This is a genomic window from Aerococcus loyolae (assembly GCF_002871915.2).
Lineage (GTDB): Bacteria > Bacillota > Bacilli > Lactobacillales > Aerococcaceae > Aerococcus > Aerococcus loyolae.
Window position 1 is genome coordinate 1,717,886 of the sequence record NZ_CP126958.1, and the last position, 20,967, is coordinate 1,738,852.

Genomic DNA, 20,967 nt, shown 5'->3' on the forward strand with positions numbered 1-20,967 from the left:
TAAATTTGTTCGCAACACGGTTCTATCGGCTTAACCTATTATTTGATTAGGTTAACCGGTTTCCTAAATTAAGAATAAAGTGAACAACAAGAAAAGTCAAGGAAAAATGTAAGCGCTTCGATATTTTTATAAAAAGGTAAATTGCAATATCAAGTGCATATTTATTTTAAAAAATCCCAGTGTCATGCCAAATAACTAAAAAGCTGATAAAGTCAATAATTCTTGGCCCGTTTTTCTCTAGCTTAAAGTGCTTGATTATCATTTAGAGATTCAGGGTGGGGCTGTCAAGGTGGAGAGCGAAGCGGACCTTGACTGGCCCACACTGAATCTCTATGCTTTGTTAAGCACTTTAGCCTGCTTCTTTAAGCGTTTCCTGAAGTTTCGCAACTTCTAGGTTATAACAGTCGTTAGGGGTTTGATAATCTAAGACCTTTCTAAAGCGATTATTTATTGTATTCGTATAGTGTGCGAGTTCCTGGTATGTCAGCTTTTTAAAGCTTGTCCCTTTGGGCAAGAATTCTCTTAACATGCGATTATGTCTCTCATTACTGCCTTTTTCCCAAGCTGAATAGGCATGGGCGAAAAAGACTTCCAAATCCTTCAGAGCATACTCAAGCTGAGATAGTTTAGAAAATTCACTGCCGTTATCGGTCGTTAAGGTTTTAAAACACGCTTGACCCTCTTTAAGAATCACCTTTTTAACCGATTTTACAATGGAATCTGCATCCCACTTCCAAGTCTTCTTGGTGAGGAATTTTCGCGTTTTCCGTTCAACTAGAGTAATAAGACATGGCTCTCCTTTAGTCTTCTTTCCTATCACGAGGTCAAGCTCCCAGTGACCAAATTCTTCTCTTGAAAGGACGTCTGGGCATCGCTGATCAATGCTTTTTCCAAATACCTTTTTATTCGTCCCACGCGGTTCACTAGGTTGTTTTCTTGGACGAATCCTTGTTTTCATAGGAAGATCAATATTCCTCACATTTAATAAACCAAGATTGATATATTTATACATGGTTTTGGTGCAAGGAACTCTTTCTAAAGGGTGTTTTCTGCGGTAATCATGAATAAACGTATCAACACTGAAAATACGGTCTTCTTTAGGTGTCAGTAAGGCTTCCTCAAAGGCTTTAATGAAGTTAGATTTTCCATACAAAGCGCCTCTGGCTTTAGAATTTGACCGATTATCTTTATAAACACGCGAGCCAGTTTCTGCAAGATAGACATCAACGTAGGTATGATCATAGTTCATTTGACGTGTTTTTCCACGTTTTAGTTCACGAGATATGGTGCATTGATTGACGCCAACGGCGTCAGCAATCTCTTTCTGTTTATGTCCTTCTTGGTGCATTGCTTGGATAATTCCGCGTTTTTCTGCAGAAAGGTGTGTATATGATCTAGGTTTCGTGTTAGAATGTTTCATAGCCAGTGAGTGCTCCTTTACTTGGGTTTAGACGCTTTTAAGTATAGAGCATCACTGGTTTTTTGTCGTCCTTTTCTCTATGCACTTCATTTTACAATTTACCATTTTTATAAAAAAAAGTGCCTCCTGGAGACACTTCTTTCTTAATTATGTCGATAAAAACGATAAATCCATTGGTCCCTTATTAAAGTGAGGACCGTAAAGAGATATGAGAAGGAATAGCTTGGTAACCTGGCTCTAATTCTTGTTCTGCCTGGATAGCTTGCAGTAAGTTTGTGGCTAAGGCTGCTCCTATTTTCTCAGTGGGTTGTTCAATACTGGTAATGCCAGGGCCAATCATATCGGTCATGTGCCAATCATCAAAGCCCGTCACCCCCACCTCTTGGGGGACTTGGAATTGGCCCTGCTTCAAAATACGCAAAACTTCGATCATAACCCGACCATTATTACAAAAAAAGAGGGTCTTCCGCTGGCCAGCCAGGTCTAAGATGGCTTCCTGCCAGTGAGCCTGACCAACTTCAATTAATTGGACAGGGTCCGGGTCACAAGCAGCCACAACGGCTTGATAGCGGTCCTGACGGGTAGAAACCGGGGCCAAAACTTCACTCACCACCACAAAGGCTTGGTAGTCAGCGAGGTTAATCTGGGCAAACAGCTGAGTGATCACTGCTTCATTATCGGTGCCAATGGTTAACCACTTGCTGGGATAGGTTTTACGGTCAGCCAGGATGAGAGGAAGCTGCAACTCCTCAATAAACTGGTAATTTTGACTGGTGATGGCTGCTGGTTGGAGGATAATTCCATCCACATTCTGATCAATTAAGCGCTCCAAGTACTGGCGTTCCAAGTTAACCTCCCCCAAGGAGTCCAAAATAATCATCTGCCACTTGGCCTGGTTAAAGACCTGGCTCATCCCCTTGAGCAGTAAGGAGGCGTACATATTAGAAATATCAGCAATCACCACACCAATGAGATAGGAGCGCTTGGACTTTAGAGCTTGGGCTTGACGGCTGGGCCGGTAGCCTAAGTCTTCAATGACGCTTTTAATTCGCTTTTTGGTAGCAGGCGACATTTTATGATATTTCTTATTCAGATAGCGCGACACCGTGGTTTTAGACACTCCGGCTTGGTCGGCTACTTCTTGGATGGTTACACGTTTATTCATCAACATTCCCTTTCCCATTTAGTCTTATCTATTATAGCAGACCTAAAGGGGATTTTTTGGCACAAAATATGCCTTCTTCTGCTGCTTCAACAAGTCTATTCTCAGCACTAAGTAATTGCCACTTCATTACCGCTTAATTTCAAATGAGCTGGGCTGTTGGCAGTTTTATCAGACAATAAAAAAAGAGGTTAAGACAAAAATCTTAACCTCTTTTCATTATGAATGTCATTTAAAAAGTGTTCCAGTGGTCTTACTCTTTGACGCACTGGTCACACTCTCTAGTTGAGTTCGGAAGGGTGAGGGGATGTCCTTTCAGAAAAGTTGAACGACCAGCAAGCTGATCTTATCATCTTTTCTTCCAAGGAATCTCCCTCCCTGATCCTTCCTCACATCCTTCTCAAACCTGTTCCAAGCGCAGAGCAAGCGTCCACTTCAGAAAACGGCGACAATTCTCGTTGAGAATTTTACGCCTTTTTCTTCCAGTGGTCTTACTCTTTGACGCGCTTGTCACGCTCTACTTAGATTATTTAAGTTCAGCTTTACCGCCGGCTTCTTCGATAGCAGCTTTAAGAGCTTCGGCTTCTTCTTTAGGAAGACCTTCTTTAACAACTGCTGGAGCGCCGTCAACTAAGTCTTTAGCTTCTTTCAAGCCTAAGCCAGTTGCTTCACGAACAGCTTTGATCACTTTGATCTTAGCTGCGCCTGCTTCGGTTAATTCAACGTCGAAGTCAGTTTTTTCTTCAGCTGCTGCTTCGCCAGCACCTGCACCTGCAACTGCTACAGGAGCTGCAGCAGAAACGCCGAATTCTTCTTCAATTGCTGATACTAAGTCAGCTAATTCTAAGATTGTTGCTTCTTTTAAGTCAGCAATAATTTGTTCAATATTTAAAGCCATCTTTAAATTCCTCCATTTATTTAAGTATTTTGTTTAGGATTTTACATCATTAAGCTAAAAGCCACTGATTATTCAGCTGCTTCAGCTGGAGCATCTTCTTCCAACTTGTCTTGTACTGCTTTAACAGCGTAAGCCACATTGCGGACTGGTGCTTGCAATACAGAAAGTAACATGGATAGTAAACCGTCGCGACTTGGTAAGGAAGCAATCTTGTGGATTTCTTCTTTAGTCATGATCTTACCGTCGATAACCCCACCTTTAAGTGATAGGGCTTCAGCATCTTTAGCAAAGTTAGCTAAGATACGGGCTGGTGCAACAGCGTCTTCGGCAGAAAAAGCCACAGCAGTAGGTCCTTGGAAGACTTCTTCATGGTATTCAATACCAGCTTGGTCTAAAGCACGACGCATCATGGTATTCTTAATTACTTTGAAGAAAACATCTTCGTCACGTAATTGTTTACGCAACTCAGTAACCTCAGAAACTGTAAGACCTAAATAGTCAACTACCACGAAGGAAATTGAATTATTAATACGTTCAACAATTGCATCAACTTCTTGTTGTTTTTTAGCAATAGCTTGTTCACTCACTCAGTTTCACCTCCGATAAAATAAGATAGAGTTTTTTATAAGCAATAAAAAACTCCATGTCCCCAAAAGACACAGAGATTGCCAGACACTATAAGTCTTATAGTGTTATTATCTCCCTCGGTTAGAAATTAAGGCTTCAAGCCACTAACTGTCTTCGGTTCGCTTTGATTGAAATAATCAACATTAAATATAATACTGAAATCACTTGAACTTGTCAATACTTGTTTTTAAAAAATATCAACTTCCTCATGATTTCGTCCTTTGTTGTGACTGTCGCCGTCTAATTAAAAAGAGGCTGCGGTATATCACAGCCCCCTTACTAATTTAAGTTAGATGTCTTCACCGATTGAGCTTGGGTCCACTTGGATCCCAGGGCCCATGGTCGTGGTGATGACTAAGTTTCTGATGTAACGACCCTTAGCTGCAGCTGGTTTTTCACGAACTAAGGTATCATGAATAGCCTTGAAGTTTTCAAGTAAGTCTTCAGTGCTGAAGGAAACTTTACCAATTAAGGTATGAACGTTCCCACCGTTGTCAGCACGGTATTCAATTTGACCAGCTTTAATGTCGTTAACTGCTTTAGTTACATCTTGGGTAACAGTACCAGTCTTAGGGTTTGGCATTAAACCTTTAGGTCCTAAGACACGACCTAAACGACCAATTTTACCCATCATGTCTGGAGTTGCTACAACAACGTCGAAGTCCATCCAACCATCGTTGATTTTTTGAACTAAGTCGTCGTCACCAACGTAATCTGCACCAGCGTCTTTAGCTTCTTGAGCTTTTTCGCCTTGAGCAAAGACTAAAACAGTTTGGCTCTTACCGGTTCCTTTAGGTAGAACCATAGCCCCACGGATTTGTTGGTCGTTTTTCTTCACTTCAATCCCTAAACGGTAAGATACTTCAAAGGAAGCATCAAAATTAGCGAAGTCAACTTCTTTTAATAATTCGATAGCCTCTTTGGCATCGTATTTTTTACTTGCATCGATTTTTTCGTATGCTGCTTTTAATTTCTTAGATTGTTTTGCCATTTTATTTTCATTCCTCCTATGTGGTTTTAACGGATAGTCCTCCCACTCATAACACCCATAAGGTATTATGGCGATTGACTGAGCGATCTAGACAACGTTTGCTAGGAATTAGCCTTCTACAACGATTCCCATTGAACGTGCAGTACCTTCAATCAAACGCATAGCAGCTTCAACGTCGGCTGCGTTAAGATCTTGCATTTTGGTTTCTGCAATTTCACGTACTTGATCTTTTGTTACGGTAGCGACTTTGTTTTTGTTAGGTTCGCCGGAACCTTTTTCCACTTTAGCGGCTTTCTTCAATAAGTCTGCTGCTGGTGGGGTCTTAGTAACAAAAGTAAATGAACGGTCTTCATAAACAGTAATCACAACAGGAATAACATAACCTTGTTGCTCTTGAGTTTTAGCGTTAAATTCCTTACAGAATCCCATAATGTTAATACCCGCTTGACCTAATGCAGGACCAACAGGTGGTGCAGGACTTGCTTGCCCAGCAGGGATTTGTAATTTAACAACTGAGTCTACTTTTTTAGCCACGAAACATTCCTCCTTAGTTCTTGTCCGTGTTGTGGTTTAGTGGAGTTTAAAGATTTCTCCTCCCACAGTTGTAGCGTCTTCTATGAGGACGTACACAATGTATTATTAAAGCACAAAGCAATTCGCTTTGCAAGTGATATTTTCACTTTTCTCTATTTATTCATGGCGATAGCGATAGCGGTAATTATAGTAAGCACTATAAACCATAGCAAAGAGAAGAGCCAGGGGCAGGACAGTCAGCCAGGAAAGCTGGGTCACAAAGAGCTTCCCACCACTCACTAAGACTTGACCCAGTCCTGCTCCGAGGAAGGTCCAAAAAATACAAGCTAGGCTGGCACCCGCCTTGACCTTATGGTTAAGCACTTGGCCCAAAAGGCTACCAATACCTACCGCCAATAAAAAAATCCATAGCCAGGCCAAGGTCCTACCTCCCTGAATCATTCTTTCTAGACTTAGGCGTCTAATTTATCCACTTGGTCAAAGTCCACTTCCGCAATGGTTTCCCGACCAAACATTTCGATCGTTAATTTTAGTTTTTGGTGTTCTGCATCGATCTCTTCAATGCGACCTTCTAAGCCTAAGAAGGCCCCATCGATAACTTCCACCACTTCACCATTTTCAAAGCTAATATCGCGTTTGGGTGCAGATATACCTTGGGAACGTAAGAGACGGTGCACTTCGTCTGGAAGTAGGGGCACGGGCTTGGACCCTTGACCATGAGAGCCTAAGAAGCCGGTCACATTCGGGGTGTTCCGGACCACAAACCAAGCTTCATCACTCATAATCATTTCCACGAAAACATAGCCCGGAAAAGTTTGCGTCTTGACGACCTTTTCTTGGCCTGATTTGGTCTTTTGTAATTTTTCTTCTTCCGGAACGACCACACGGAAGATATATTCTTCCATATCCATGGAAGTAATCCGACTTTCTAAGTTTTCTTTGACTTTATTTTCGTATCCTGAATAAGTATGCAGGACATACCATTGTTTTTGTGGTTCAATTTCAGTCGCCATAAGTCTCTCCTTTTTATCCTAAATGAAAAAACCTTCCACTAGGGAAAGGTCCTTTGTTTACTTGCTTTAATTATACCACACTCACAAAGAGAGGCAAGCGCCCAGTGAGCTGCCTGACTGCTCGCTTAGAGTTGGATATAGAGGTTAAATAGTTGGGTAACAATTTCATCAGTGAGGCCTAAGAAGATGGCCATGATGATAATAGTAATGATAACAATAGCGGTGTCGCGACGTAATTCACGTCCACTCGGCCAGGTCACCTTTTTTAGTTCTTTAAATGCGTTAATCATATGCTCTCCTCAATAACTAATCCTACTTGGTTTCCTTATGCAAGGTGTGCTTGTTACAAAAGCGACAGTACTTCTTGACTTCAAGTCGCTCCGTACGGGCGGTGTTATTACTCTTAATGGTGTAATTACGGGACCCACACTCAGAACAAGCTAAAATGATTTTATTGGATGCCATAGTCAAGCTCCTTTACTCTTCCATCTTAAACATGGTAACGACTTTAAGTGGCAAAGTCAACTTTTTCTTAGGAAAAGTGCCCTAACAGCCTCTTCTGATAAAGCTTGCCAGTTAATCCCCTGCAGCCTGGTGTCGGCGCCACTTAGCCCGCAAGCGGTAATAAGCTTGCCTGACTTGCTTAACCGAAACACCCAGGTCTTGGGCCATCGCCTCATCACTTCTTTGAGTGAGATGGCCATTTAAGACCGCCCTTTCTAAGGGCGAGAGGGTCAGCTGGTAAGATTGATAGCTTTCCTTCACTAATAAGGCCTGGTCGGGACTGGAATAGTGCCTTTGGGGAATCTGGTTAAGGAAGGCAGCTTCCCCGTCTTCACAAAGGATACCGTCATAGTAGACTCTTTTTGCTTTGGGAAGTCGTTTTTTAGAGCCTTGCTTGCGCATTTGGTCAATGATCCGGCTCTCAATCCGCCTGCCTAGAGCAGCAAAAAGGCTGTAGCTATAGCCTAGGGATTTGGCCTGGTAGTCCTGACAAACTTCATAGAGACTGATGGCCGCTAACTGAAAATAATCATCGACATCTTCAATATGGCCATAATACTTACGCAAAAAGAAATAAACGGTTGAACGATGGCGCTCATATAAGACTTCGAAGGCCCGGTCATCGCGGCCTTCCACTAACAAATGAATTAAATATTGATTGTCCATTTCCTCATAGGAAAGCTTTTCTTCCACGGTATCACTCCATTACTCCTCTGTCTGACTGAGATCATCCAGCAGGTTCTTGAGGCTTTGTAATTGGTGATAGGTCCACGGATTACGCCTTTGGTAATTTAAGGCGAGCCGGTCGTGATTTTTTTCACCTTGGCGGATGTTTTTTTCGGTTTGTTGGACATCCTTTAAGAGTTCTAAGGCTGATTGACGGATAGCCCCCTGTTGAAAGACCAGCCGCTGTTCAGCCAGGTCAGAGGTAGCCACCGTAACATTGGTTAAGACCCCCACTTGACGCTGGATCATGGCTTCAATGTAAGAGTCAGCCGTTTGCCCTTCAGAGGTAAAGACCACATTCAAGCGGTACTTCTTATAGGACTTAGAGAGTCCAGGGACAAACATGGCATCAAAAACCACCCAGCATTCCAAGGCATGGTAAGCCGCATAGTTAGATAAGCGCTGTAGCAATTGGTCGCGGGCACCTTCAATATCGTCTTGGCCCTTGAGTTTGACTAATTCTGGCCAAGCCCCGATCATATTATAACCATCCACAATAAGTACTTCCCTGCGCATACACCTTTTCACCACCTTGGAAATGTTAAGGAGTCAGCCGCCGTTTCCCATAGACTTCATACATGACTAAAGCAGCCGCTACACTGGCATTCAAGCTTTGGACATGGCCCCGCATGGGAATAGTTAGGACCCCATCTAAAGACTTTTTGACCCTAGGAGAAATTCCCTTCTCTTCGTTACCAATGACTAGGGCAATCGGTAAACTGGCATCCATATCCCAATAATCTTGGCCCGCCATATCGGTACCAAAGACCCAAACCCCCTTTTCCTTTAATTGTTCAATAGTTTGGGTCATATTGGTTACCCGAGCTACAGGAACATATTCAATAGCACCGGTAGAAATCTTAGCTACAGTGGGTGTCACGCCAGCAGCCCGGTGCTTAGGAATAATAATTCCATGAGCCCCACAGGCATCTGCCGTCCGTAAGATACTGCCCAGGTTATGAGGATCCATAATCCCATCCAAAAGGATAAAGAAAGGATCTTCATCTAAAGCTTGGGCTCTGTGGAATAAGTCGTCCACCGTATAATACTGGTAAGCAGCTACTTCCAAGACAAAGCCTTGGTGGTTAGCCGCCTGAGTCAACTGGTCGAGATCCCTTTTTGACCGGTAGCTCGTCGGAATTTGGTGTTCCTTCAGCTCCTTTTCAATGGCTTGATGGCGCTTAGAATGTTGGCCTTCTTGCAGGTATGCCTGATAGATTTTTTGTGAGCTCCCTAAGGCAGCTTGTACCGCGTGGTAGCCCAAGACGAAATCCGTAGCGGCTTTTTTTGACTTAGAACTCATGCTCTTCCTCCTCTAAGTAGGCCATGCTGGCTTGGGTCAAGGCCTGGAAACGGTCTGTATCCACCAGGTATAAATAGCCCATTAAAGCTTCCAGACCCGTCGCTTGCCGGTAAGAATGGATATCCGCATTTTTAGCCGAGCTGTGACTTTGGCTGTTACGTCCCCGCTTAAAAATGCCCACTTCCACTTCAGTTAAGGCCTGACTATCCAATAAATGCTTGACTAGCTTGGCTTGGGACTTGGCACTGACAAAGTGGGTGGCCCGCTCATGGAGATCATGGGGGCGGGTGAGTCCACTAGCCACTAAATGGGTCCGCACCTGAATCTCCCAAGCCGCGTCGCCCAGGTAAGCCAGGGTAAGGCCACTTAATTGGTTGACTGCTTTCCTATCCATTACTTACTTCTTCTCCAACGCGTTCCTTGAGGGGTGTCATCCAAGACGATCCCTTGGTCAAGCAACTCTTGGCGAATAGCATCACTGCGCTCATAGTCTTTATCCAAGCGGGCTTGGTCTCTCTCTTCAATGAGGGCTTGAACTTCACTGTCCAGGAGAGTAGCCTCTTGAAATTCAATACCAATAACGGCTAACCATTGGCTAAGTTGTTGGTCATAAGCCTTAAGAACTGCTTGGGAGACTTGGGGAGCTTCCATATAGATATTAATCCGTTTGAGGGCGTCATAAATCACGGTTAAGGCATTAGGAACATTGAAGTCATCATCCATGACTTGAATAAAATGTTCATCCAGGGCCTGTAATTCACCTAATTGTTTCTCATCATCTGCTAGACTTTCCTTAGCATCTTGTAAACGATAGTTGATATTATCATGGGCCGTTTGCAAGCGTTCCAAGTTTCTTTTGGCGTCCTCCAAGTTACTATGGCTAAACTTGACCGGCGCCCGGTAGTGGGCACTGGCTAGGAAGAAACGCACAATGGTAGGGTCAACTTCCTTCAAGAGGTCGTGAGCCAGGACAAAGTTACCTAAGGACTTACTCATCTTTTCTCCGTCATCACCCATGGTCACAAAACCATTATGTAACCAATAATTAACGAAAGTTTTTCCGGTACGGGCTTCCGATTGGGCCCGTTCATTTTCATGGTGAGGGAAGACTAGGTCTGCGCCTCCGCCATGAATGTCCAGGGTATCGGCCAGGTAACGGGTAGACATGACTGAGCATTCAATATGCCAGCCAGGCCGCCCTGCCCCCCAAGGAGAATCCCAAGAAGGTTCGCCAGCCTTGGCTGCCTTCCAGAGGGCAAAGTCGACACTGTCCTCTTTCTTTCCTTGCTCATCGGCACTCACACGCTCGCTAGCACCGCTTCTTAAGTCATCAATGGATTGGTCACTCAATTTACCGTAAGAAGAAAAACTCCGCGCCCGGTAATAGACATCCCCGTCCACCACATAGGCATAGTCCTTATCCACCAGGTCTTGGACAAATTCAATAATAGCATCAATATTTTCCAGAACTCGGGGGTTGAGGGTGGCCCGCTTAACATTGAGTTTGTCAATATCTTCATAGTAGGCTGCAATGTATTTGTCAGCGACTTCTCGGCTAGTGAGACCTTCTTCTTTGGCCCGGTTGATTATTTTATCGTCAACGTCGGTGAAGTTAGATACAAAGTTCACCTCATAGCCTCGGTATTCCAAATAGCGACGGATCACGTCAAAGGCCACGATACTGCGGGCATTACCGATATGAATATAGTTGTAGACAGTCGGTCCACACACATACATATTCACTTTACCGTCGTTAATAGGATGAAATTCTTCCTTCGCTTTGGTTAAGGTATTGTAAACTGTTAACATTTTTAAAATCCCTTCAGCAATAAATTCAATAGTTCAAATAGAATCTTAGGATCATTTTACCATTGATTGCCGCTTTTTAACAATCTCTCCTTAGCAAGCTGTGACCGAGAGCATCCTCCTCTCCCTAAATCATTATTTTTAGCAGGGAATAAATAGCATTCTCACTGCCCCTTCATTAAAGCCAATCTCTCAGGAAACTGTCAACCAAGCCAATAGCACCGAGCGTTTCTTCCATTAGCCTTCCCTTCATCTTCAGTTTAAAAAATTCGCTTCTTGGAATCAAAAGACTTTCTGAGCCTCTCTTGATCAGCCCTGATAAAAAAGACATATCCTATCTAAGCAATGAGAGCGATCTCATGAGAATAGCCTAAGAGAAAATTAAAGTTCCTCTCGGTTGGGCTATAGACAAGAGTAGAAAACGCTCAAAAAGGGATTTATAGATAGGCAAACGGCATGGCCAAGGCCAAAAAGCGAACTCAAGCAAGAAAAAAGGCCCTGACCTCAGTCAGCAGCCTCTTTCACTCTTTATCTTATTATTCTCGCCACCAAGTGTCATAAAGGTTAATAGGCAGGTGGCGTTTATGTTTTGATTTTTGATACCAATTTTCGATGGTTTGGGCGTCTTGGTCACTCACCCGCCTGCCTTCTAGGTAATCATCAATGGCTGGGTAGGAAACCCCCAAAGCCTCTTCATCCGGCAATTGGGGCCGGTCATCTTCCAAGTCAGCCGTGGGAACCTTGTCATAGAGATGGGCGGGACAACCCAGAGCCTTAAGTAGCTGCTTGCCTTGACGCTTGTTTAAGCGCCAGAGAGGAACAATGTCAGAGGCCCCGTCCCCAAACTTGGTATAAAAACCAGTCACGGCTTCAGCGGCGTGATCAGTCCCCACAACGACCCCACTGCATTGCCCAGCGATGGCGTATTGGGCGACCATCCGCTGACGGGCCTTAATATTCCCCTTGTTGAAGTCCGAAAGCTTAAGCCCCCCTGCTTCTAAGGCAGCTACTTGTTGGTCGACCGCCCCCTTGATATTGACATCGAGGACCTGGTCAGGCTGGATAAAGGCCAAAGCATCCTTAACATCTTGGGCATCGGCTTGTTGACCATAAGGCAGGGTTACCGCAATAAATTGGTAGGAATCATCCTGGGTCGCTTGACGGATCTGCTCAATGGCCATTTGACACAACTTACCTGCTAAGGTCGAGTCCTGTCCCCCGCTGATGCCCAATACTAGGGTTTTTAGAAAGGGGTAGCGCTTGAGGTAGTCCGTAATAAAAGTCAGGCTGCGTTCGATTTCATAAGCACTGTCGATACTAGGCGCCACTTTTAAGGCCTGGATAATCTCTGCTTGTTGTTTTCGCATGCTGGTATTCTCCTCATCTTACTAAATCAAAAGGCGCTGTTTGGACTATGACTCATTCACTGGGTTCTTCTTCGCCCCCGCCTTGACCCGTTCATGGATGGCATGGATACTGTCCATCTTCAAGTCATAGAGTTCTTGTGACAGGTCGACTGGGTAAGCTTCTGGATTGAGGATCCGTTTGTATTCATCCCAGAGCGCTGCTAAGCTTTCTTCAGCATAGGACTTCACTTCTTCTAAAGCCGGCAAGTCATAGACCCGTTTTCCATCTTGGTAGATGGTCTGTAGTAACGGACGGGCAGAAAAGTCTTCGACTGTCTTATTAATATAGGTATAGGTAGGGTGGAACATGTAGAGGGGTTGACTGGTATCGAGGACTTCATCTTCAACCGTCACATAGTCGCCCTCTGACTTACCATCCAGGTTATTAGTAATCCGCCAAATTTGTTTCTTCCCTGGGGTGGTTACCTTCTCTGGCGAAGAGGAAAGCTTCATGGTTGGCACCAAGTCGCCCTTTTCGTCTTCAATGGCACAGAGCTTATAGACCCCACCTAAGGAAGCTTGGTCATAGGCCGTAATTAACTTCGTCCCGACTCCCCAAGAATCGACCTTAGCCCCTTGCATTTTTAGGTTAAGGATGGTTTTTTCATCCAGGTCATTGGAAGCCACGATAATGGCATCAGGATAGCCAGCTTCATCGAGCATCTTACGAACGCGTTTGGAGAGGTAGGTAATGTCCCCGCTATCGATACGGACACCGACAAAGTTGATCTTATCGCCCATTTCCCGGGCCACCCGAATGGCATTGGGGACACCAGAATTTAAGACGTCATAGGTATCCACTAAGAAAACGCAATTCTTGTGCGACTCCGCATAATGTTTAAAGGCCTCATAATCAGACCGATAGGCTTGGACCATGGCATGGGCATGGGTCCCGGAAACGGGAACGCCAAGAATCTTCCCAGCCCGGACATTAGAAGTGGAGTCAAAACCGCCGATATAAGCGGCCCGTCCTCCCCAAATAGAAGCATCTAATTCATGGGCCCGGCGCGCTCCAAATTCAGCCAAGGCGTCATTGCCACACACAGTTCGAATCCGAGAAGCCTTAGTAGCAATCAGGGTTTGGAAGTTAATAATATTCAAAAGAGCCGTTTCAATAAGCTGACAGTCAGCCAAACTACCTTCAACTTGGAGCAGGGGCTCATTAGCAAAGCAGACTTCCCCTTCCACCATGGAACGGATAGTCCCGTTAAAGCGGAAATTGGCCAAATACTCCAAGAATTCTTCCGGATAATTTTGGGTTTCACGCAAGTAGGCAATATCACTTTCGCTAAAGGTTAAATTATCCAAGTATTGGGTCAAGTGCTCTAAACCAGCAAAAATGGCATAGCCATTTTCAAAAGGGTTGTTACGGAAATACATTTCAAAGACACAGCGTTGATCAGCATTTCCCGCTTCCCAATAGGTCTTCATCATATTAATTTCATAAAGGTCAGTGTGTAAGGCCAGACTATCATCTGGATAAGTTGTCATTTTCTTTCACTCCACATTCTCTTAAATTTGCTTCAACATAGCCTTATTTGAGTGTTTCTATTATACCATTTTACCAGCTAAAGCCATAGATTTATCCCCCATTGTAACATAAATAAGCTATCAGTAAGCGCTTTATCTACAGACTTTAGTCATACCCGTCTGATCAAAACAAAAACAGGCCGGGACTTTCTCCCAGCCTGTTGAATGGATGACTATTTTTCTAGAAAGGTGTTCCAAGCCCGAACGAGTTACAGTTACAGTATCCGTAGCTTTATCGAACTTTGATGCACCTGTCGCACTCTTTAGTTGAGTTCGGACACCAGACTTGAAGTTGCTTCAGAAAATGCCAACGCACAGTCAGTTGAACTCGGAAGGGGTAGGGGATGTCCTTTCAGAAAAGTTGAACGATCAGCAAGCTGATCTTTTCATCTTTTCTTCCAAGGAATCTCCCTCCCTGATTCTTCCTCATATCCTTATAATTGCGCTTATGGTATTTTCCTCCAGCAATTCAAGTCTCTAGCGGCGTCCTCACATCCTACTCAACGAGTTCAATGCCCATTTTCTCGATGTCTTCGCGGCTTTCGGTGGGTAGGTTATCTTCGTCAATCCCACTGGAGGAGACTTTTTCGAAGAGGACTTTAATGGTTTGTAGGAGAATCTTCATATCCAATATCAAGGAATAGGTCTTGATGTAAATAAGGTCAAAGTTCAACTTACTATTAAAGTCAGAGGCATATTTGCCATAGACTTGGGCATAACCGGTTAGGCCGGCTTTGACATTATGGCGCAAGTAATAGTGGGGGTTTTGTTTTTGAAACTGGTCCACAAAGAATGGCCGCTCTGGACGAGGACCAACTAAGGACATGTCCCCTTTTAAAATATTGATTAACTGAGGCAGTTCATCAATCCGAACGGCCCGGATAAACTTCCCTACCGGGGTAATCCGCGAGTCATTCTTACGGGCAATCACTGGACCCGATTGGACCTCTGAATCCACCACCATGGAGCGGAACTTCAGGATATCAAATTCTTTACCATTTTCAGTAATCCGTACTTGCCGGTAGAAAACCGGACCGCGAGAAGTTAACTTGATGGCAATCGCAGTGACCAGCATGATCGGTGAGGCAATAATGAGCAATAGTAGCGAGCAGATAATATCTAAGCCCCGCTTGATCAAGGCTTGGTCAGCAGGAATCCGAAAGTCCGAGGTTTCAATAATGGATTCGTCCTCAAAGCTCATGATATTCGGGTTCACCATGACCAGGTTCTCAAATTTGGAATTGAGGAAGAGCTTCTTCTCCTTCTGCATTAAGAGCCCGTAGATTTTTAATTTTTCTTTTTCTGGGATGGAGGAAGCCAGGTAAACAATATCAATATCGTCCAAGCGTTTACAGATATTATTATAAAAGTCCGACAAGACCACATGGGTGACTAAGTGGCGGGAACTCTTACTATTCTTAAAGTTATAAATGGCCGAAAAGACCTCGTCTTCGTAACCAATAATCATCACCCGCTTGGTCGAGGCATAACGGCGGTAAATACTAAAGACCAGACTCCTAAAGAAATATAAGAGGGTCACACTGACGAAAAAGTCAATCAATATCACCAAACGGGGAAAGGCAAACCAACGCCCGATAAAGCTCAAGATCATGGTCATAGCCGCAATCAAGCCTTGGTCGATCAGAGTAATGAAAAATAAGTCCCCCCGGGTCTTGTTATAGAGCACATAGACCCCAGACAGGAGGTTGATCACTAAGAAAATCAGCATGATCCATGGAAAGACACTCTGGAAGGCCTCCCCATTTTCTAAGGGGATATAGCGACTTTGATAACGGATTAAAAAGGAAATAAGATAGGAAAGGAATAAAATCAGCGCCTCAGTTGCCCAAATGACAATGCGGTACCAATTGGTCCATTCTCCATTTTTTTGCATGGCTTACAGCCTCCTATTGGTAAACGTGCGCCAAAAGTGATCAGCACCCCCAGTCTCCTCTGTATGAAGTAGGGACCAGGGCGAACTTTTTAACACGTTTTTTATTTTTAATTGCAATTTAAAAGAGGCCAGGACTTTTGTCCCAGCCCCTCCTTCATAAGGCCTATTTTAGCACAAAAGCAGGCAATGAAAATAGCTGCCCTGTTAAGATTCATTTAAATCTTACTGACCACTAGCCGCTCCATTCTCAGCAGCTGGTGGCTGCGTACTTTCAACGACTTTACTTTCGCTTGGCGTAGTCGGTTGCACATCCCCAGTTGGTGCCGGCTTCGACTCGACACTTGGTTGAGGCGATGGATTCTCTGGTGGGGTCGTTGGTTGACTCGTTGAAGGCGCGCTGCCTTGACTATTTTCTGAACTGGCTTGGTTCCCTTGGCTAGCTTCTTGTGGCTTGTCAGCTTGAGAAGCCTGGCTAGCCTGGCTGCTTTGTGAGGCTGGTTGACTTGACGATTGAGCCTTAGAAGAGGATTCTTGAACCTGAGATTGAGATTGGGATTGAGATTGAGTATTATCAGGCTTCTCTGCTTTGGCTTGTTCCACTGGCTTAGCCGGACGATTTTGCCGGACTTGTTGCTCATGTTGGGCATTGGCTTGGTCAGCTGCTTGGCGCAAGCGTTGGGTTTCTGTTTGGAGGTTTTTATTCTCTTCGTCGACCCGAGCCTCTTCTTTCTTGGCTTCCGCTTCAATTTTCTTCTTCTCTTCGGGCGTTGCCTTGGCTTCATTGGCTGCTTGCAGCTTGCGGTTGCGGATTATATCAACCACTTCTTTATGAGCCTTGCCTAAGCGCTCTAATAATTCTGCCTTCAGATAAGGATTTTCTTCTTTTTCAATTTTTTCCTTCATGTCATCAATGGCTTGGTCTAATTGGTCATAGGTCAAGCTGGCATTGTCTTTAAGTTTTTGAATGTCTTCCTCAAATGCCTTAAAGCGTTGCCCTTGTTGGTCGGCTTGGTCAACCAGGCCATTGAGCGCTTGGTAGAACTCGTCGCCATCACTTGGCCAGTGCTTTTGTTGGTCTTCCTTAAACTGATTCAGGTCATCCTCTTTAAGGTTCTTATTGATGAGGACATATTTTTGTACCGTCGCCCCATTCAGTGCGGGCTTATCCTTGATGCGTTCAAAGAGATTATTAACCCCTTCTTGAGCTTTAAAGCGTGCTTCCACTTGGTCCAACTGATTATTAAGCTCCTTACGGGCACCTGAATAGCGATTTAAGCCCTCAACTTGGCTTCTCACGGCTTCAATTTCAGTTTTGGCGATATTTTCTTTTAGGAAAGTTTTATGGTCATCATAGTAGAGGGCACTGACTGCCTTTTCAGCGGCTTCCACACTCCCATCACTTTTTTCCTGCTTGATGTCTTGGTTCTGCATGACCGCGTAAACACCGCCACCCAAGACGACCACAACGGAAAGTAAGGCCACAATGACTGCTTTCCAATTCAGTCCTTTCTTCATATTTCTTCGCTCCTCATTACTTAATTTATTGAGATCAAAGTCTCAGTTTTACTTAATAAATTTTACCATTCATTAGACATTTAGTCTTCATTCTACTATTTATTTCCCATAAATGCAGCCTTTTTAAGGATTTTTTATGAAAAAGCACCTGATCACAAGAAAAAAGCATCCTCAGAGGAGAATGCTTTAACTGATTTCATAATGATTAGTCTTCCGGTAAGACCTTGTTTAAGACCATGGCCACAATGCTAGCCACTGAAATCGGTGAACCGAAGAAGTATTGGAGGACAGGCGGTAGGGTCAAGAGAAAGTCACTCGGCATGTATTGGATTAAAACCACTGTCCCGACCGATAAGGCAATGAGGAAAGTTTCCTTTTGCTTGATTTCCACGCTTTGCAGGCTTTGTAGGCCAGCGAGGAAGATCGTTCCGCAGATGACCAAAAAGACTCCGCCAATAATGGCTCCTGGGATCACTGAAATCAAGGCAGATAATTTTCCGGACAGGCCAAAGAGGACAAAGAGCCCACCAGCATAGTAGAAGACAGGGAGGCTGGCCACCCGGGTAAGTGAAATAATCCCGGCATTAGAAGAAAATCCTGTTACCGGGCTGGTTCCCAGTAAACTAGTCAAGAGACAACCTAGGGCTTCTCCCACCACCCCTTTATTAATCCGGTCCTTGGTTAATGGGGTTTCTGAAGCATTGGATAGAGCAATCCAAGCCCCAGTCGATTCGGACAAGAGCAGTAAATAGATCACTAGCATAGTTAGCACTGATGGCAGGTCAAATTGGAAAGAAAAATCCTTAAACATCAGCATTGGCAAACTAAACCATGGCGCGTTCGCTACCGGACTGAGGTCTAAAACTCCCATAAACTGGGCCAATAAGCAACCAATCAAAAAGGTAATCAATATGGAGCCAATCCGGCACACTTTCCCTACTAAACCGGTCAGACGGTTCCCCAAGAGCGTAGCAGTCACCATACTAATCATGGCTACCACACCGAGGACTACATTTTGGCCGACGCTGGCTTGAGGGGCGGTGTAGATGTTATTCACAGCCGCTGGCATTAGAGACAGACCAATACAGAGCAAGAGGACCGCGCCCACAATTTGAGGGATGAAGTAATCGACAAACTTATCCATCAAACCAGAAAAGCCCAGTAAGAGTAAGGCCAAGGCCCCCACTAGAGCGGCTGACATGGCTACGCCCCAACCGGCAATGCCACCGCCATTAGCTATGGCGATCCCACTAATGGCCGCAATCGGAATAAAGGAAGCCCCTTGCGCCACTGGCAGGTGCATGAGCTTGGTTTGGATAATCATGGCTAGACCACAGGCGATAAAGGTTGATTGAATCACTGCTGAAGTTTGACCGGTACTCAGGCCGACAATCCCAGCGATAATCATGGGGCCAATATAAACATTCATGGACAGGCCATGCTGTAAACCCAGGGTCAACGCTTCAGAAACCGGAATGTGATCATCGATACCGGCTTCTAAGTGTGAGTTGCGAGACGTGCTTGTCATAAGTAGAGTTTCCTTTCATAAACACGAACATTACTAAATCATACATTCCTATTATACGGAATCCTTTTATCTTTTCAAGTCGTTTCGCGAATTATTTTCCATTATTTTTACAATTTGTTCGTTTTCTACTCTCGTTAAGGGGCGAAAATGACCAGTTTTCAGGTTAGAATCCAGTTGGAGTGGCCCTAGAGACAGACGTTTTAAGTGGGTAACCTTGAGCCCATTGGCGAGAAACATCTTCTTAACCTGGTGGCGCATCCCTTGGTCAATGGTTAAGATCGCCTGACCTGGGCCAGTAATATCTAGTTGGGCAGGCCGGCAAGTGGTCCCATCAGCAAAAGTCACCCCAGCCTGAAATTTTCCCACCAGGTCAGCTTCGAGGTCGCCATTGACACTCACTTGGTAGGTCTTAGCGATATGGAAGCGGGCATGTTCCAGAAAGTAATGAAGCTGGCCGTTATCCGTTAGTAAGAGAAGGCCCTCCACGTCCCGGTCCAGTCTGCCCACAATACTAGTCCCCTGGTACATTTTGGGTAGGTTGTCGTAAGGCGTGGGCCAGTGGGGGTCTTTTTTGGCGGACACTTGGCCAGCGGGCTTGTTATAGATGATGTAATGATGGCCTAAGCCCTGTCCAATCCGTTCCCCCCGGTAAAAAATCGCCATCAAATCAGGGTCAAGGGCCTGGTTAACATCGATTAGGGGCTGCCCCTTATAGCTGACTTCCCCCTCATGGATAAGCCGCTTGGCCTTGGTGGCGGATAAGTGACATACTTTTTGCACAAGATCCAATAAACGCATAAAAAACTCCTTTTAAAAAACGTCCCTTCCTACTAAGAGAAAAAGTAAGAAGCGGGACGTTCGCTCAATGGGATTCAAAATAAAAAAAACTATTTTTTCACCCGGTCAAAAACACTGCCGATAATAGGAACCAGGATGGCCGCAGCAATAATTTCAAAAATAAAATTAAGTCCTAAGGCCCCCACAAAGGTACCTAAAACCGCCGTTTCCGGGATATTCAAGGCCTTGGCATAAGCTTCAGCACTAAAGAGAGCAGTCATCACAATCACCAGCGAAGTATTGGTAATGGTTCCTAGGGCTCCCACAATAATCCGGCTGATTTCAGGACGTAGCCATTTTGTTAAGAAAGTCGCTGCCCAGCCTGACAAGAAACCGACACAGACCCGCGGGAGAACAGATACCAAAGGATTTAAAAAGATTGGCGAGAGGATGGTGGGCTGGATCATATTATGGAAGAGGGACAAAACGCCCCATACCAAACCCAGCATAGCTCCTGCAGCCGGACCCAAGACCATACCCCCAGCAATCACCGTGATATGGATAATAGTCACATTAGCTGGCCCGAGCGGAATGTAACCGATCCAAGGAACAAAGGTCTGCATAATTAAAATCGCAATAAATAAACTACTAATGGTTTTATTTTGAAGGGCGGTATGTTTTCTTCTAGCCATCGCTAGCTCCTTTCCGTAAGTGAGCGGTCAACTGGACAAAGCGATGCGTCAGTTGGGCCGTTAACCCCCAAAGATTTTCTTGATCAATATTGTAAAAAGGGATTTCCTCCACATAGTTCTTGAAGCGGTAATTTTTCCCTCCTGGAATACGATCATAAGGGAAGTGATGGCCGCGGTCAAGTCTGGATTCCATCCGATAAATTTCAGGCTGGTCCTGGTCCAGTTCAGCCAAGGAAACCGTAAAGACATGCTTGACCTCATCCTCATTAATGGCCAATTCGTCTAAGTGATCGATGGCTAAATAAGCCACATAGGCTGCAATCACCCGCTTGCTCTGAACAATATAATCCATTTCACCGAGAACTTGGATTTTATCTCGGGCGATTCCCAATTCTTCCTGGCTTTCACGGACCGCCGCCTGGGCAAAACTCTCTCCCGCTTCTACCCGACCACCCGGAAAGGCAGCGTCGCCGGCTTGGGAGATCCCCGGAGCCCGGTGTTCATAGAGCAAGGCTGGGTCTTGACCTGCCAAAGAAACGATAGGGATTAACACCGCATAAAAGCGTTCTACCCCTAAAGGTTGCCCCTCATAGGCCTTAAAAAAGGCTTGGTAGTCTTCTAACATGGCCGGTCCTCCTTAC

Annotated in this window: 23 protein-coding genes and 1 other annotated feature; all 23 genes read right to left on the minus strand. The window is 44.8% G+C overall.

Translation table 11 applies throughout. From position 1 onward, the window contains the following. Positions 1-349: 349 nt before the first annotated feature. The 23 genes from CJ190_RS07770 to CJ190_RS07880 all read right to left on the minus strand — a co-directional run bounded on the left by CJ190_RS07770 (position 350) and on the right by CJ190_RS07880 (position 20,951). Positions 350-1,420 (minus strand): IS30 family transposase, encoded by a 1,071-nt coding sequence (locus tag CJ190_RS07770; protein ID WP_101562109.1) that lies wholly within the window; start codon positions 1,418-1,420, stop codon positions 350-352. A 184-nt stretch (positions 1,421-1,604) separates the two neighbouring features. Continuing rightward, complete coding sequence (locus tag CJ190_RS07775; protein WP_070598080.1) at positions 1,605-2,585, minus strand: LacI family DNA-binding transcriptional regulator; 981 nt, start codon at positions 2,583-2,585, stop codon at positions 1,605-1,607. Positions 2,586-3,108: 523 nt separating this feature from the next. Beyond that, positions 3,109-3,480, minus strand: a complete 372-nt coding sequence (rplL, locus tag CJ190_RS07780; protein ID WP_060778761.1) for a 50S ribosomal protein L7/L12 — start codon at positions 3,478-3,480, stop codon at positions 3,109-3,111. A 68-nt stretch (positions 3,481-3,548) separates the two neighbouring features. After that, entirely contained in the window at positions 3,549-4,067 is a 519-nt protein-coding gene (gene rplJ, locus CJ190_RS07785) for a 50S ribosomal protein L10 (protein WP_070598079.1), read from the minus strand. Positions 4,068-4,104: 37 nt separating this feature from the next. After that, positions 4,105-4,243 (minus strand) — a sequence feature (ribosomal protein L10 leader region). A gap of 153 nt (positions 4,244-4,396) precedes the next feature. Then, complete coding sequence (gene rplA / locus CJ190_RS07790; RefSeq protein ID WP_070598078.1) at positions 4,397-5,098, minus strand: 50S ribosomal protein L1; 702 nt, start codon at positions 5,096-5,098, stop codon at positions 4,397-4,399. Between the two features lie 108 nt (positions 5,099-5,206). Continuing rightward, entirely contained in the window at positions 5,207-5,632 is a 426-nt protein-coding gene (gene rplK / locus CJ190_RS07795) for a 50S ribosomal protein L11 (RefSeq protein WP_070598077.1), read from the minus strand. Positions 5,633-5,788: 156 nt separating this feature from the next. Further along, positions 5,789-6,052 (minus strand): hypothetical protein, encoded by a 264-nt coding sequence (locus tag CJ190_RS07800; protein ID WP_070598076.1) that lies wholly within the window; start codon positions 6,050-6,052, stop codon positions 5,789-5,791. Between the two features lie 32 nt (positions 6,053-6,084). Then, on the minus strand, positions 6,085-6,645 hold the full coding sequence (gene nusG, locus CJ190_RS07805) for a transcription termination/antitermination protein NusG (RefSeq protein WP_070598075.1): 561 nt from the start codon (positions 6,643-6,645) through the stop codon (positions 6,085-6,087). A gap of 125 nt (positions 6,646-6,770) precedes the next feature. Beyond that, a complete protein-coding gene (gene secE / locus CJ190_RS07810) occupies positions 6,771-6,935 on the minus strand; it encodes a preprotein translocase subunit SecE (protein WP_070598074.1) in 165 nt (54 codons plus the stop codon). A 22-nt stretch (positions 6,936-6,957) separates the two neighbouring features. Next, the gene (gene rpmG / locus CJ190_RS07815; protein ID WP_060785005.1) at positions 6,958-7,110 is read right to left on the minus strand and encodes a 50S ribosomal protein L33; all 153 of its coding nucleotides are present in this window, start codon (positions 7,108-7,110) and stop codon (positions 6,958-6,960) included. A gap of 111 nt (positions 7,111-7,221) precedes the next feature. Next, on the minus strand, positions 7,222-7,842 hold the full coding sequence (locus tag CJ190_RS07820; protein ID WP_070598073.1) for a sigma-70 family RNA polymerase sigma factor: 621 nt from the start codon (positions 7,840-7,842) through the stop codon (positions 7,222-7,224). Between the two features lie 12 nt (positions 7,843-7,854). After that, positions 7,855-8,391 (minus strand): NYN domain-containing protein, encoded by a 537-nt coding sequence (locus CJ190_RS07825; protein WP_070598072.1) that lies wholly within the window; start codon positions 8,389-8,391, stop codon positions 7,855-7,857. Between the two features lie 25 nt (positions 8,392-8,416). Beyond that, positions 8,417-9,178 carry a 23S rRNA (guanosine(2251)-2'-O)-methyltransferase RlmB gene (gene rlmB / locus CJ190_RS07830; protein ID WP_070598071.1) on the minus strand — a complete coding sequence of 254 codons (762 nt, stop codon included), beginning with the start codon at positions 9,176-9,178 and terminating at the stop codon, positions 8,417-8,419. Further along, the gene (locus CJ190_RS07835) at positions 9,168-9,572 is read right to left on the minus strand and encodes a Mini-ribonuclease 3 (protein WP_070598070.1); all 405 of its coding nucleotides are present in this window, start codon (positions 9,570-9,572) and stop codon (positions 9,168-9,170) included. The genes rlmB and CJ190_RS07835 overlap by 11 nt, the downstream gene beginning before the upstream one ends. After that, positions 9,572-10,987, minus strand: a complete 1,416-nt coding sequence (gene cysS / locus CJ190_RS07840) for a cysteine--tRNA ligase (protein WP_070598069.1) — start codon at positions 10,985-10,987, stop codon at positions 9,572-9,574. The genes CJ190_RS07835 and cysS overlap by 1 nt, the downstream gene beginning before the upstream one ends. A 533-nt stretch (positions 10,988-11,520) precedes the next feature. Further along, entirely contained in the window at positions 11,521-12,351 is an 831-nt protein-coding gene (gene nadE / locus CJ190_RS07845) for an ammonia-dependent NAD(+) synthetase (protein WP_070598068.1), read from the minus strand. Between the two features lie 45 nt (positions 12,352-12,396). Beyond that, positions 12,397-13,881 (minus strand): nicotinate phosphoribosyltransferase, encoded by a 1,485-nt coding sequence (locus CJ190_RS07850; RefSeq protein ID WP_070598067.1) that lies wholly within the window; start codon positions 13,879-13,881, stop codon positions 12,397-12,399. A gap of 535 nt (positions 13,882-14,416) precedes the next feature. Next, a complete protein-coding gene (locus tag CJ190_RS07855; RefSeq protein ID WP_070598066.1) occupies positions 14,417-15,814 on the minus strand; it encodes a sugar transferase in 1,398 nt (465 codons plus the stop codon). A 222-nt stretch (positions 15,815-16,036) separates the two neighbouring features. Then, the gene (locus tag CJ190_RS07860; protein ID WP_070598065.1) at positions 16,037-17,329 is read right to left on the minus strand and encodes a hypothetical protein; all 1,293 of its coding nucleotides are present in this window, start codon (positions 17,327-17,329) and stop codon (positions 16,037-16,039) included. A gap of 205 nt (positions 17,330-17,534) precedes the next feature. After that, positions 17,535-18,857: a uracil-xanthine permease family protein gene (locus tag CJ190_RS07865; protein WP_070598064.1), complete on the minus strand. Its 1,323-nt coding sequence runs from the start codon at positions 18,855-18,857 to the stop codon at positions 17,535-17,537. A 66-nt stretch (positions 18,858-18,923) separates the two neighbouring features. Further along, positions 18,924-19,655, minus strand: a complete 732-nt coding sequence (locus tag CJ190_RS07870) for a pseudouridine synthase (protein WP_070598063.1) — start codon at positions 19,653-19,655, stop codon at positions 18,924-18,926. A gap of 89 nt (positions 19,656-19,744) precedes the next feature. After that, the gene (locus tag CJ190_RS07875; protein WP_070598062.1) at positions 19,745-20,326 is read right to left on the minus strand and encodes an ECF transporter S component; all 582 of its coding nucleotides are present in this window, start codon (positions 20,324-20,326) and stop codon (positions 19,745-19,747) included. Beyond that, complete coding sequence (locus CJ190_RS07880) at positions 20,319-20,951, minus strand: NUDIX hydrolase (RefSeq protein ID WP_070598061.1); 633 nt, start codon at positions 20,949-20,951, stop codon at positions 20,319-20,321. The genes CJ190_RS07875 and CJ190_RS07880 overlap by 8 nt, the downstream gene beginning before the upstream one ends. Between the last annotated feature and the right edge of the window lie 16 nt (positions 20,952-20,967).